General features: G+C 63.5%; 16 protein-coding genes. 8 read left to right on the top strand and 8 right to left on the bottom strand.

Annotation, left to right across the window (positions count from 1 at the left end):
• Nucleotides 1–6 precede the first annotated feature (6 nt).
• From ACP7DD_RS19025 to ACP7DD_RS19015, 3 genes are all read left to right on the top strand, one after another.
• Nucleotides 7–393: a phage holin family protein gene (locus ACP7DD_RS19025; protein WP_426176371.1), complete on the top strand. Its 387-nt coding sequence runs from the start codon at nucleotides 7–9 to the stop codon at nucleotides 391–393.
• Between the two features lie 26 nt (nucleotides 394–419).
• Nucleotides 420–788 carry a hypothetical protein gene (locus tag ACP7DD_RS19020; RefSeq protein WP_426176370.1) on the top strand — a complete coding sequence of 123 codons (369 nt, stop codon included), beginning with the start codon at nucleotides 420–422 and terminating at the stop codon, nucleotides 786–788.
• Between the two features lie 163 nt (nucleotides 789–951).
• Complete coding sequence (locus ACP7DD_RS19015) at nucleotides 952–2,106, top strand: patatin-like phospholipase family protein (RefSeq protein ID WP_426176369.1); 1,155 nt, start codon at nucleotides 952–954, stop codon at nucleotides 2,104–2,106.
• Here the strand turns inward: ACP7DD_RS19015 and ACP7DD_RS19010 are convergent.
• The 3 genes from ACP7DD_RS19010 to ACP7DD_RS19000 form a co-directional block, all read right to left on the bottom strand.
• Entirely contained in the window at nucleotides 2,103–2,477 is a 375-nt protein-coding gene (locus ACP7DD_RS19010) for a hypothetical protein (protein ID WP_426176368.1), read from the bottom strand. The two genes, ACP7DD_RS19015 and ACP7DD_RS19010, sit on opposite strands and share 4 nt — an antisense overlap.
• Before the next feature lie 84 nt (nucleotides 2,478–2,561).
• A complete protein-coding gene (locus ACP7DD_RS19005) occupies nucleotides 2,562–2,714 on the bottom strand; it encodes a DUF3309 family protein (RefSeq protein WP_099790149.1) in 153 nt (50 codons plus the stop codon).
• A 72-nt stretch (nucleotides 2,715–2,786) separates the two neighbouring features.
• Complete coding sequence (locus tag ACP7DD_RS19000) at nucleotides 2,787–3,251, bottom strand: glycine zipper 2TM domain-containing protein (protein ID WP_426176367.1); 465 nt, start codon at nucleotides 3,249–3,251, stop codon at nucleotides 2,787–2,789.
• 269 nt (nucleotides 3,252–3,520) lie between these two features.
• Here ACP7DD_RS19000 and ACP7DD_RS18995 point away from each other — a divergent pair, with 269 nt between their 5' ends.
• The 3 genes from ACP7DD_RS18995 to ACP7DD_RS18985 all read left to right on the top strand — a co-directional run bounded on the left by ACP7DD_RS18995 (nucleotide 3,521) and on the right by ACP7DD_RS18985 (nucleotide 5,751).
• Nucleotides 3,521–4,078 (top strand): hypothetical protein, encoded by a 558-nt coding sequence (locus tag ACP7DD_RS18995; RefSeq protein WP_426176366.1) that lies wholly within the window; start codon nucleotides 3,521–3,523, stop codon nucleotides 4,076–4,078.
• Nucleotides 4,079–4,159: 81 nt separating this feature from the next.
• Nucleotides 4,160–4,474: a BON domain-containing protein gene (locus ACP7DD_RS18990; protein ID WP_426176365.1), complete on the top strand. Its 315-nt coding sequence runs from the start codon at nucleotides 4,160–4,162 to the stop codon at nucleotides 4,472–4,474.
• 65 nt (nucleotides 4,475–4,539) lie between these two features.
• Nucleotides 4,540–5,751 (top strand): AI-2E family transporter, encoded by a 1,212-nt coding sequence (locus ACP7DD_RS18985; protein ID WP_426176364.1) that lies wholly within the window; start codon nucleotides 4,540–4,542, stop codon nucleotides 5,749–5,751.
• Nucleotides 5,752–5,767: 16 nt separating this feature from the next.
• Here the strand turns inward: ACP7DD_RS18985 and ACP7DD_RS18980 are convergent, their stop codons facing one another.
• From ACP7DD_RS18980 to ACP7DD_RS18960, 5 genes are all read right to left on the bottom strand, one after another.
• On the bottom strand, nucleotides 5,768–6,373 hold the full coding sequence (locus tag ACP7DD_RS18980) for a YdcF family protein (protein WP_426176363.1): 606 nt from the start codon (nucleotides 6,371–6,373) through the stop codon (nucleotides 5,768–5,770).
• 31 nt (nucleotides 6,374–6,404) lie between these two features.
• Nucleotides 6,405–7,328, bottom strand: a complete 924-nt coding sequence (locus ACP7DD_RS18975) for a YihY/virulence factor BrkB family protein (RefSeq protein WP_426176362.1) — start codon at nucleotides 7,326–7,328, stop codon at nucleotides 6,405–6,407.
• Nucleotides 7,329–7,391: 63 nt separating this feature from the next.
• Entirely contained in the window at nucleotides 7,392–8,411 is a 1,020-nt protein-coding gene (locus ACP7DD_RS18970; RefSeq protein ID WP_426176361.1) for an OmpA family protein, read from the bottom strand.
• 126 nt (nucleotides 8,412–8,537) lie between these two features.
• Nucleotides 8,538–9,914, bottom strand: a complete 1,377-nt coding sequence (locus ACP7DD_RS18965; protein WP_426176360.1) for a MipA/OmpV family protein — start codon at nucleotides 9,912–9,914, stop codon at nucleotides 8,538–8,540.
• Between the two features lie 132 nt (nucleotides 9,915–10,046).
• Nucleotides 10,047–10,313, bottom strand: a complete 267-nt coding sequence (locus ACP7DD_RS18960) for a hypothetical protein (RefSeq protein ID WP_426176359.1) — start codon at nucleotides 10,311–10,313, stop codon at nucleotides 10,047–10,049.
• Between the two features lie 306 nt (nucleotides 10,314–10,619).
• On the opposite strand from ACP7DD_RS18960, the gene ACP7DD_RS18955 reads away from it, so the two are divergent.
• Entirely contained in the window at nucleotides 10,620–11,231 is a 612-nt protein-coding gene (locus tag ACP7DD_RS18955; RefSeq protein WP_426176358.1) for a winged helix-turn-helix domain-containing protein, read from the top strand.
• A gap of 212 nt (nucleotides 11,232–11,443) precedes the next feature.
• The gene (locus ACP7DD_RS18950) at nucleotides 11,444–12,307 is read left to right on the top strand and encodes a zinc-dependent peptidase (RefSeq protein ID WP_426176357.1); all 864 of its coding nucleotides are present in this window, start codon (nucleotides 11,444–11,446) and stop codon (nucleotides 12,305–12,307) included.
• The last annotated feature ends 3 nt before the right edge of the window (nucleotides 12,308–12,310 follow it).

The raw sequence follows: 12,310 nt of genomic DNA, 5'->3' as shown, positions 1-12,310 counted from the left end.
GGAGCCATGGAAAAAGCTGAAACTATCGTTCATGGTCCCGGCCTGATGAGTGGACTGACCGGCCTGGGGAAGAACCTGTTGGGCCTGGTCGTGTCGCGCGTCGAGCTGGCAGCCATCGAACTGACGGAAGTGCGCAACCACGCCATCGAGCTGGTGGCCTTGTTTGCCGGCGCCGTGCTGGCCATCTGCTTCGCCATCCTGTACGGCACCGCCATGGTGGTGGCGCTGGCATGGGATGCGATGGGCTGGAAAATCCTGCTGGTGATGTTCGCCGTGTTCCTCGCCATAACGGCTATCCTCGTGTTCAAGGGCCTGGCCATGCTCAAGCAGGGCAAGCTGGCGTTCCCGGAAACGATGAAAGAACTTAAGAACGACCGCGACATGCTGCTGTAACGGCAGTCACGAATATCGGAGGTTGCATGGAAACACAAACTGTAGAAGTGATAGCGCCGAAGGAAGACATGCAGGAGCGCAAGGCTCAGCTGATCCGCGAAGGCGAGTTTTACCGCGTCGCGCTGGTGCATGTGAAGGCGCAGGTCAAGCATGCGGCGCGGCCGGAAGTGCTGTTTCACTCGGCGCTCGACCACGCCACGTGGGCGGTGCGCTCGCGCGTCGACAGCCTGCTCAAGCCGACCGGCGCGAGCATGGCCACGCTGGCGCCGATCCTGGTGACGGCCGTGCGCATCTTCCGCAACCGCCGCATGGGCATCGCCGGCATTGCCTTGGCAGTCGCGATGGCCGGCTTCGGCTGGTACATGCAGCAGCGCCGCCTGAAACAGGCGACGTGAATCGTGCGGCGGCCGCGGCAATGCCACGGCGCCGCATCTGATTCCGGCAGCAAAGCCGGAAAGCAGATATGGTGGGGCTTGAACGGCGTCGCAATCGCAGATTCGGCGCCGTTTTTTTTAACCTGTGCCGCGCCAGCGGCGCGGTGTGTCTGAACGGACCACGATGACGGCCAACAAGAATTCACTCAACCCCGAGAATCTGCGCATCGTGCTGGTGCTGCAGGGCGGCGGCGCGCTCGGCGCCTATCAGGCCGGCGTCTACCAGGCCTTGCACGAACACGACCTGGTGCCCGACTGGATCGTCGGCACGTCGATCGGCGCCATCAACGCCGCGCTGATCGCCGGCAATCACAAGCACGACCGGCTCCAGCGCGTCAAAGCGTTCTGGGACCGGGTGGCCCATCCCGACAGCGTCGACATGGGCAACGTCAGCGACGATCAGCGCCGGCGCAGCATCATGCTCAACACCGCCGACGCCTTTGTGCGCGGCGTCCCGGGCTTTTTTGCACCGCGCTATTTCAGCGGCTTCCCGTTAGGCATGACGGTACCGCCGGAGGACGCGTCGTTCTACGACACCCGACCGCTGCACGCCACGCTCGAAGAACTGGTCGACTTCGACTACCTCAACGAAAAAGGCGGCGTGCGCCTGACGGTCAACGCGATCAACGTCACCACGGGCGAATTGCGCGCCTTCGACAGTGTCGACGGCGACCTGTGCGCCTCGCACGTGCGCGCCAGTTGCAGCCTGCCGCCGGCATTTGCGCCGGTGCGCGTCGACGGCCAGCTGTACTGGGATGGCGGGCTGTATTCGAACACCCCGCTCGAGTCGGTGCTGAAAGAGCTGCCGGAAGGCGACACGCTGTGCTTCATGGTCGACTTGTGGAGCGCCAAGGGCGGCGAGCCGGTCACGATGGACCAGGTCAACACGCGGCAAAAGGATGTGACGTACGCGTCGCGCTCGACGCGCCACATCGACGACTACGTCAACGCGCACCGCATGCAGCAAAAGCTGCGCGAGCTGTATGCGCGGGTTCCGGCCAGCGAGCACAGTGAAGCGGACCGCGCCGAACTGGCCGCGCTCGGGGTCGGCTCGACCATGCACATCGTGCGCCTGCCTTACGCCGGCCGCGACTGGAACATGGCGGCCAAGGACGTCAATTTTTCAAAGGGGTCGATCGAATGGCGCTGGGACCAGGGCTACCGGGACGCGCTTCGCGCGCTCAAGCATGCCGGCTGGCTCAACGCGTTTACCGACGACACCGCCGTCGTCGTGCACGAATTACCGAGCCACGACGCCGGCAGCCGCCAGGCCGACTAGCGCCGTTCGGCTGAGGCCAGCGAGGGGGCCGCCGCCATTTCTTGCTGGTAAGTCGCGCGCGCTTCCTTCATGCAGCCGGCGCGCTCGCCGGCGGCCATCTTGCGGCAGGCGCCCTGGGCTTCCTGCAGGCCGGCGGCAATTTCCTTTTGCAAGGTGCGCAGGCGCTGGGCCGCGGTAGCGTCTTCGCGGAACCAGCGCGCCGGATCGCCCTGGGCGATTTCGCGCGCCTGCTTCTGGGCGGTCGCCGGCGGCACGTTCGAGTCGGTCGATTCGGGCGTGACCTGGGCGTGGGCGGCGCCGGCAAGGGCGAGCGCGGCGCAGGCGGCGGCGACGGCGACGGTACTCAGGGTCGAGCGGTGAGGCAGATTCATGGCAGCTCCTATTGTTGTTGTATGTGCGTGCAGTGAAAAAAACGGCGAAAAAAAACCGGCGCGCGGCCGGTCTTGCGAGTGCTGTTACAAGCGCCCGGTGAGGAGCATGATGATCAGCACAATGACGAGTATGCCGGTGATGCCGACCGGGCCGTAGCCCCAGCTGCGGCTGTGGCCCCAGGTTGGCAGGACGCCGATCAGGATGAGAATAAGTACGACAAGCAGAATGGTTCCCATGGGGAGCTCCTAAAATGAATCTAAATTGGTAATCCCGGCGGGAACTAGCGCGCCCGAAGGCGCGCCGGCAAATCAATAACGGTAGACGCGGCCGTCGACCATGCGCACGCGGTTGCCCACGCGAAGGTCATACACGCTGTCCTGGGTGATGCTGCGGTATTCGCCGTTGTCCATGCGGATGTTCAACTGGTACATGTCCTGGCCGTTGTTGTTGCGGTTTGCTTCGACGCTGTTGCCGATCGCTGCGCCGCCGACTGCACCGGCGACGGTCGCTGCCGTACGGCCCGAGCCGCTACCGACCTGGTTACCGACCAGTGCGCCGACGAGGCCGCCGACGACGGCGCCGCTACCGGACGTGCCGCCCGAGCCGCGCACGACCTGGATCGAATCGATCGTGCCGTAGCCCGACGAGACGTTGGTGTTATAACCAGGCTGGCTGTAACCGTTGTTGTACGGGGTCGAGGTGGTGGTGGCGCAACCGCTCAGAACTGCGGTGCTGGCAACGATCAGTGCGGCGATGGTGGATGTGGATTTCATATTGTTCTCCTGGCAAATGTGTAACGTCAGGATAGTCAGCAACATTTCTACGGTCTGTGCGGTGCCGCACTGATTGGTGTTAGTTTGATATTTTACGAAATACACGCTCTGGATGCCGGTTTGGCGAGGGGGATAGGCGTGACCGCAAACTTTGTTGTAAAAATGGCAGCGCGGCGGGAATAAATAATGATGTGTTCGCCAGCGAACAGATGGGGGCTGCCAATCCACGTAAAACGGTAATCAACCGAATTACCTATTGGAGCCGTAACATGAAACAACGCCTGACACCTCGCCACGCCATCGTCCTGCTCGCCGCCGCGCTGTGCTGGAGCGGTAGCGCCAGCGCCGCCACGGCGGAAGCGAAGGCAGCTTACGTGCAAGCCAAGGACGGCGCTGCCGCAGCTTACAAGGCCAGCCGCGCCAGGTGCGACGCCATCACCGGCGCGCCGAAAGATGTCTGCGTCGCCGAAGCGAAAGCGGCGCGCGTGCGTGCCGAGGAAGAAGCCGGCGCCTATTACAAGAACACGCTGAAGGCCTACACCTCGTCGCGGATGAAAATTGCCGACGCTAACTACGACCTCGATAAAGCCAAGTGCGGCGCGCTCGCCGGCAACGACCGCGATGTCTGCGTCAGCCAGGCCAAGGCGACCCTGATCGCGGCCCAGGCCGATGCCAAGGCCGACAAGCGCGCCATTGAAGCGCGCACCGACGCCCGCGACGACAAGCGCTCCGCGCAGTACAAGGTTGCAATGCAAAAATGCGACGCCTTTGCCGGCGCGGCCAAGGACAGCTGTGTCGCCACCGCCAAGGTCGATTTCGGCAAGTAATTCACTGAATAGCAGTTCCCGCAGTAAGCTCATCCCGAGCATGCAACAGATTTTTTTGACCAACCACCCAAGGAGTCCAACATGAAATTCCCACGCCGCTTTGCCAGCATGCTGTTTGCCGCTTCGCTCGTCGCCACCCTGGCCGGTTGCGCGTCGACCCCAACCAAGGAAGGCACTGGCGAGTTCATCGACGACACCGTCATCACCGCCAAGGTGAAAGCATCGATCTTCAACGAGCCGACGCTGAAGGCGACCGAGATCAACGTCGAAACGTTCAAGGGCGACGTCCAGTTGTCCGGCTTCGTGGCCCAGCCACAAGATGCCCAGCGAGCAGTCGAAATCGCCCGTGGCGTCAAGGGTGTAGTATCGGTAAAGAACGACGTCCGCGTTAAATAACAGACCGTCCGCGCCGGCCCCGCCCGGGGTCGGCGATATGGTCGGCGCACTTTGTAAAGTCTCCAATGAAACTTGCAGATCTGAACCTGCCGCCTGCCAAGGATGAATCAGTCATCGTCTCCGCCGGCGTCGCCGCGCACGATGGCGAGATTGCTCCTCCTGGTCACTCCGTCAAAATCCCCATGCATGTCAACGCACGCGGCATGGCGCTCGGCGTTATCGCCACCGTCGCCTTCGTTTGGGCGCTGCAATGGTCTGAAAAATTCCTCGTGCCGCTGCTGCTGGGCGTGTTCATCGCCTATACGCTCAGTCCCGTCGTGCAATGGCTCGAACGCCTGCACATCAAGCGCGTCATCGGCGCCACCCTCGTCACCGTATTCATCCTGGCCGTGCTGGCTGGCGTGCTGTACCGCGTGCAGGGCGAGATCCTCAACATCGTCGACGAGCTGCCGACGATCACGCACAAGGTCACCAAGCTGCTGACCGACAACACTGGCGGCCAGCCGAGCACGATCCAGCAGATGCAGGCCGCCGCCAGCGAGATCGAACGCGCCACCGCGAACGTCGGCTCGGACGCCTCGCGCGCCGCCGCGCGCCGTGCCATGCCGGCCGCTGCCGGCGGCGGCGGTTTCAAGGTGATGGACTGGGTGCTGGCCGGCTCGATCGGCATGGTCACCTTCGTCAGCCAGGCCACGATGGTGGTGTTCCTGGTGTTCTTCCTGCTGCTGGCCGGCGACACCTTCAAGCGCAAGCTGGTCAAGCTGACCGGCCCTTCGCTAACGCGCAAGAAGGTCACCGTCCACATCCTCGAGGACATCAACACGTCGATCCAGGCCTACATGTTCATGCTGCTCGTCACCAACGTGCTGCTGGCCTTGCTGATGTGGCTGGCTCTGTCGGCGATCGGCCTGGAAAACGCCGGCGCCTGGGCCATCCTGGCCGGCCTGCTGCATATCATGCCGTACTTCGGGCCGATCCTGATCACCGCCGCCACCGGCGTGGTCGCCCTCATGCAATTCGAACAGCTGAGAATGGTGCTGCTGGTTGCCGGCGCCTCGCTGGCGATCGCCACCCTGGTCGGCACCATCGTCGCTACCTGGATGACCGGGCGCATCGCGCGCATGAATCCGGCGGCCGTGTTCGTCAGCCTGCTGTTCTGGGGCTGGCTGTGGGGCGTCTGGGGCCTGCTGCTGGGCGTGCCGGTGGTGGTGATCCTGAAGGTCATCGCCGAGCGCGTCGAAGGCATGGAAGTGGTGGCCGAACTGCTGGGCGAGTAAGCTGGGCCGATACTGTCTAGACAGACTGACGCGGCGCCAGCGGCGGATATGCCGGGCAACCGTTTATCTCTTCCAGAAAGCCTTCAGCCAGGTAACGCCGGATCTTGTCGTATTCGCTGAGCACGCGGGCTCGGAACTCCGCGTGCTCGTGCCAAAGCTCGTCAGGAATACCAAAATAGTTCACCGGACACACCGACAAGCGCACGCCAGGCCAGTGTCGCTGCATGGTCATCAGGTAGCGTCGGGTCGAGCACATCTTCCCGATGACGACGACACTGCGGATTGCCGCCAGGTCCATCACCTCGGCCACCCTGGCGCGGCCGAAGCGCACGTTCGCGCCGGTGTTGGTTGCCGCCGTCGCGAGGATGAACGCGGTTTCAGGCACGCCGAGCCCGACCAGTCGCTCAGCGATCATGTCTGCCTCCGCCAGCGGCATTGATCCGGTCCGCCCACCGGAAATCAACAGCCGGTTAAAGATGCCTTTCTGCCAGAGCCGTTGCGCTACCGTGCAAAACTCCGGGACGCCATGGCGGGTGCCGAAAAGAAAACCAAGATCCGAGGCACACGCGGGCAGCGACGGCATGATGTAGGCCGCAATGCGCTGCAATTCGTCGCTCGACATCGGAGTGGCCATAGGGTCGGGTGCAGATCCGTTAGCCGGCGCGCACGGCGCCCTTGTTGTCGGCGCCGGTTTCGTCGGCCGGCTTGTGGCGCAGGCTGCCTAGCTGCAGCGCGTACTGGCGGGCGAACTCGGCGCCAAGGAAAAATATCTGCGCCGAGTAGTACACCCACAACAACATCGCGATGGTCGAGCCGGCCGCGCCGAAACTGTTGGCCACGCCGCTGTTGCCGATGTACAGGCCGATCAGGAATTTGCCCAGTTCGAACATGGCCGCCGTGCCAAGCGCGCCGATGGTAACGTCGCGCCATGACAGCTTGATGCGCGGCAGCAGCTTGTAGATGACGCCGAACAGCGCCGCGATGACGCCGAAGCTGATCAGCCAGGCGATCCACGACAGGATCACGGTGGCGTCCTTGTACAAGCCGCCGACGAAATTTTCCAGGATCGCCAGTGCCGCGCTGACCACCAGCGAAACCATCAGCAAAAAGCCGAGCACCAGGATCAGGCCGAACGAGAGCAGGCGCGTGCGCAGCACTTCCCACCAGGTCGGGCCGGTCGGTTTCGGCACGCCCCATATCTCGTCGAGGCTGTCCTTCAGTTCGGCGAACACGCTGGTGGCGCCGAACAGCAGCAGCGCGGTGGCGATGATGGTGGCGCGCAAGCCGCTTTCCTCGTTGCGCGCACCGGCCAGCACGAGCTGGATCGCCTCAGCGCCTTTTTCGCCCATCAAGCCGCGCAGTTGCCCGAGCAATTGGCCCTGGGCCGCCTCGGCGCCGTAGAAATAGCCGGCCACGGCGATCACCAGCACCAGGATAGGCGCCATCGAAAACAGCGTGTAGAACGCCAGCGCAGCGCCGCGGCTGGCGTCGCGATGGTCGAACCATTCGCTCACCGCGCAGCGCAGCACGTTGAGCACGCGGCCCGAAAAAGGGATCCATTGTTTCACATCGATCATGCTTGTCTCCAAAAAAAATGGGCCCAAGCAGGGCCCATTGAGAGGTCTATTGCAACGTTGTACTTATTGTACGCGTTTCTCGATTGTGATCTGTTCCACTTCAACGCGGCGGTTCGGCTCGAGGCACTTGATCAGCTCGGCCCGTTTCTTCTGATCGCATTGCACCACCGGATTTTCTTCGCCGCGGCCAGACGCTTTCAGGCGACCGCCTTCGATGCCTTTCGACACGAGATAGCTGCGCACGGCATTTGCACGCTTTTCCGACAGCGCCTTGTTGTACTTGCTTGAACCGAGGCGGTCGGCGTAACCGACGATGTCGACGTCGGTGATGCTCGGATCGGCCTGCAGCGCCGCGGCGATCTCGTCAAGACGGGGCTGCGGCATCGTCAGGTTGGCGCTGTTGAAGCCGAACAGTTCGGTTGCCGACAGCGTGACCTTTTCGAAGCGCGGCGGCGGCGGCGCTGGTGGCGGCGGCGGCGGCTGGACGGCCGGCTCCGGCGGTGGCGGCGGCGCCGGTGGCGGTGGCGGTGGCGCCGGCTTGTTGAAGGCGTAGTTGAAGCCGACCGTCAGGTATTTGTTATTGCTGCGGCGAAAGCCGAAATCCTCGCGGTCGAGGAAGCCGCGCACAGAGCGCAGGTCAGCCTGCATCGACCACTGCTCCGACAAGCCCAACTGGAAGCCGAGGCCGGCGGTCAGGAAAGGCGAGGTGGCGCTGCGGCGCAGCAGCGTTCTTTCGAGCTTGTCGCGCTGGGCGCCGATGCCGAACAGGATGAACGGACGGAAGTTTTTGCGCGACAGCATCATCAGCGCATCGGCGCCGACCAGCGTCTGCTTGTAGTCGGTGCCGCCATCTTCGGCGCGGATGTGGCTGGCGCCGATCTGGATATCCCAGCGCTGCGAGATCGGCTTGCCGAACTTGACGGCGCCTCCATAGTCGCGCTCGTCCAAGCCGAACTCGCGGTCTACCTTCACGCCGACCACGCCCGGCTGGATATACCAGGACGGATTGATTTCTTGTGCCAGGCTGATCCCGGCGGAGCATAGCAGCGCAGCTGCCAAGGCAACTTTTTTTGAATTATTCACAGAAAACTCCCGTAACGTTAAAAGAATAAATTGTTCTTCAGCCATCGGAGATGTTGGACGAAGATTTGTCTCGGGAGTTCCGTATCTTGGCGATCGTCTCGCCGTGTTTTGCGCTGGCGCGCCAATTTACATCTTCGCCTCGATGTAGCCGTACAAGTAGTTCGAGCCGCCATTGATATTGCCGAGAATTTGCGAGGCGCCGAAGATGCCGGAGCGATGCGAAATGCCGATCCCCAGGTAGGTTTCCTTGAACCGCTTCGAGCCGAGCAGGTCGCCCACGCTGACGTCGAGCGAAGGGTCGAGATAGTTGAGAAAGCGCGAGGTGTCGCGCCCGCGCCGGGCCTGGTCCTGGAGCTCGACCAGCGGCACCCGTTGCGCCATCGAAAAGCCGGCGCCGAAGCCGACCCGGGTACGCACCGCGGCGCTCCACGGGAAGCCATAGTAGTACGCCTTGATTTGGGCGTCCAGCTGCACGCGGTCGGCGGCGCGGCCGCGTTCGTCGTGCAGCTGCACGCCGATGTAGCCGACAAAGTCGAGCGGCCAGCCGTTGACCCGCTCGACCAGCGGGCGGCCGACGTCGAAGCCCCAGATGCGCGTGTCGTCCGGGGTGCGGGTCGAGCCGCAGCGGAACGTCGCGGCCGGCAGGAAGTTGCACTCGGTGGCGCGCCCACCGTAAATCTTCAGGTGCAGCGGCAGGCCCGGCTCGGAATACGGCTTGTGGCTGCCGAAGTCGTACGCCGCGCCGACCATCGCGTTCGGCTGCAGCTTGTCCTCGACGACCGGGCTGTGGCGCACGCCGTCGGACAGGCGGGTGACGCCGATGCCGCCGAGCAGGCGCCAGCGCTGGCTCAGCTCGTAGTAGCCGTACAGGCTGGCGGTCCAGTCGACCCCGCTGCCGGGCAAGTACGCGGGCCGGTCGGCGCGCGCCTCGCTGGCGCGCACGCCGTAGTAGTAATTGTTCAGATTGGCGCTGCGGCGCGCGATCGCCACGCTTGGGCGCAGGTGCAAGCGGCCGTTTTGCAGGTCGAGGCTGTAGCCGAGCCGCGCTTCGGTGCCGTGGCTGGCGTTGTTGGCGTCATGCAGCACTTCGACGTCGAGGTTGCCCCAGCTTTTGCGCTTGCGGTAGGCGATGCCGACGTCGACGCCGGCATTGCGGCGCGCCATGCCCTGCAGCAGCGGCGGCGTCTGGTCAGCCGGAAAACCTTCGAAGCGGTAGTCGACAAACACTTCCAGGTCGTGCTCGGCGCGCTCGCTGAGCTTCCAGCCGGCGCGGGTGGCGTGCAGGTAGACCTGCTTGCCTTCATACATGTACAGCGGCACCAGGTCTTGGCTGACGGCGGCGCCGCGGTAGGGCGAGTACGCCCGCCGCTGGATGGCGCCCAGGCCGGCGCTGCCGGGGATGGAAAGAAAGTCGACCAGCACGTCCGAGCCGGCCGGGCCGGCGCTGGCCGGTAGCGGCATCAGCGAGATCAGGGGGCAAAGCAGCAGCAGGCGGGTTCGCATAGGTAACGCTTTAATGGTTCAGGTCCGCAAGTTTAGCTCTTTTGCAATGTCGACGAAGAAAAACGCCGCGACGGACCAAGTCCGCGGCGGCGCTTTTTGCAATTCACAGCCCCGCACAGGGGCCGCAGTTACTTAGCGGGTTTTTTCGGGAACGACGATGACGGTGTCGCCAGCTTTGCCAGGCTCACCGGCTTTGCCGTCGGCGCCAGGGGCACCAGGAGCGCCAGGCGCGCCCGCAGGACCTGGAACAGGCACTGCGACTGCTGGGCCAGGAACGGCAACCGGCGTTTCAACCGTTGGGGTTACGACGGTGGTCGTTGCAGGTGGGTTGACGGTGGTTTTTTCGCATGCGGTCAGGCCGATAACGGCGAACATTGCTACGAGCAGGGTAGTTTTCATGGTGGGTCCTCTATATAAGTTATGACATCTGTATCGATGCGCACGCAATTTCACGCGAACGGCCCCATCTTAAACAGCTACGTACCGCCGATCTGTACGCCAACGCACAGTGCAATTGCCCGAACGCCCTTTTTACACGCCAAAACATGAATCATATGAAAATGTTCGATGGCGCACAGACCAGTGTCCATGACACAGGCAATCTGGGTACAACGTAAGGGGAACCGCGATGTTGTTGTGCTGGTCAAACACCATAACCGACGCGATCCCGGACCAATGAACAATCTCTTTCATGGAGCACTTAACATGCATGCACCGACAAACCATAACGCAAAGCAAGGCGACCTGGGCGCAATGCACAATTCCGGCAATTCGGCCCTGATCGAGCGCATCGCGCCACAGCCGACTGAACGGGCGCCGATCTCGATGGCACCGATCGAGCGTGTGCGCTCGACCTCGGCAACCCAGCGCCGCATCGAAAACATGCAAAAACTGATAGGCGAACTGTCGACTCACGAAATGCTGGCCGACGAAATTGCCTGGTTCCTCAAGTTTTCGCCGTCCGGCGCGCGCAAATACATCCGCGACCTGCGCGAAGCCGGCGTGATCGAACTGGCACGCTACATCGAAGGTACCGCCACTTACCTCGGCAAGGCGGTGTACCAGATTTCGCCCGATCCTGACCGGGTCAAGGCATTCCTCGCCGCCATCGTGCAGCCAAAGCGGGAAGGCGCCGCCCCGCGCAAGGAGCGTCCAGGCCTGCGCGAGCAGAGCATGGCAGGCACCGGCCGCCACTTCCACATCCTGGCCGACGACACCCACTATGCGATCCGCGTCAACCGCAGCCCGGTTGCGCGCGATCCGCTGGTGGCCGCGCTGTTCGGCGCGGCGCCGTCCGCCAACAAGGACCACGCGTAACGATTTACCGGTAGTTCCCCGGGTCGGCACTGTCCGACCCGGCCTTCCAGACCAACTTGCGCCGGTTTGCCGGGCCGCCTCCGCTTCGCTCTCCTGATTGAAAATACAATAACGATCCCCACTTGCTGCGAGTGTGGCAGGCCGTGCCTGTCTTTTCCCTCGCTCACAGAAAGGCCACCCATGTCACCGACTTCGCCCTCGTGGAGCCGCCGATGCAAGCGCTGATTGTCACTGTCGTCATCGTGCTGGCGCTGGTCGCCGCGATGCTGGCGCCGGGCTGGCGCCTGAAGCGCGCGCTTGGCCGGCCGATGCCGCCGCAGCACGTCGATATCTTGCGCCGCAACATCCCGATCTACGCGCGCTTGCCGGCGCCGCTGCAGGAACAGTTGCGCCAGCGGGTACAGCAATTTTTGTATCAGAAAAAATTCGTCGGCTGCGACGGCCTGGTCGTCGACGAAGAAATGCGGCTGACGATCGCCGGCCAGGCGTGCCTGCTGCTGCTGAACCGGACCAGCCGCGTGTATCCGGGGCTCGACACGGTGCTGGTGTATCCGAGCGCGTTCCTGGTGCCGCGCAACCAGGTCGACGACGCCGGCGTGGTGACCGAAACGCGCCAGGACCTGCTGGGCGAATCGTGGGGCGACGGGCGCGTCGTGCTGTCGTGGGACCACGTGCGGCGCGGCGCGTCCGACTGGACCGATGGCCAGAATGTCGTGTTGCACGAGTTCGCCCACCAGCTCGACAGCGAGTCGGGCAGCAACAACGGCGCCCCTTATCTGGGCAGTTCGGCGCGCTACCGCGAGTGGGCGCAGGTGCTGTCGCGCGATTTCGCCAGCCTGCGCAGCGACGCCTACTACCAGCAGCACAGCGTGCTCGACCACTACGGCGCGACCAGCCCGGCCGAGTTCTTCGCCGTCGCTACCGAAACGTTCTACGAAAAACCGTGGCAGATGGCGGAGCATCACCCGGCCCTGTTTGCCGAATTCCAGAAATATTACCGTGTCGATCCGCGCGAGTGGCAGGACGCGCCGCCCGCTGTCCCGGAGCAAGAGGCCGGCTATGGCCAGTGGCGCTAGGCG

It is taken from the genome of Massilia sp. TWR1-2-2 (assembly GCF_049897565.1).
In the GTDB taxonomy this organism is placed as follows: domain Bacteria; phylum Pseudomonadota; class Gammaproteobacteria; order Burkholderiales; family Burkholderiaceae_D; genus JAFCUW01.
This window is presented reverse-complemented; position numbering and strand designations above follow the sequence as displayed.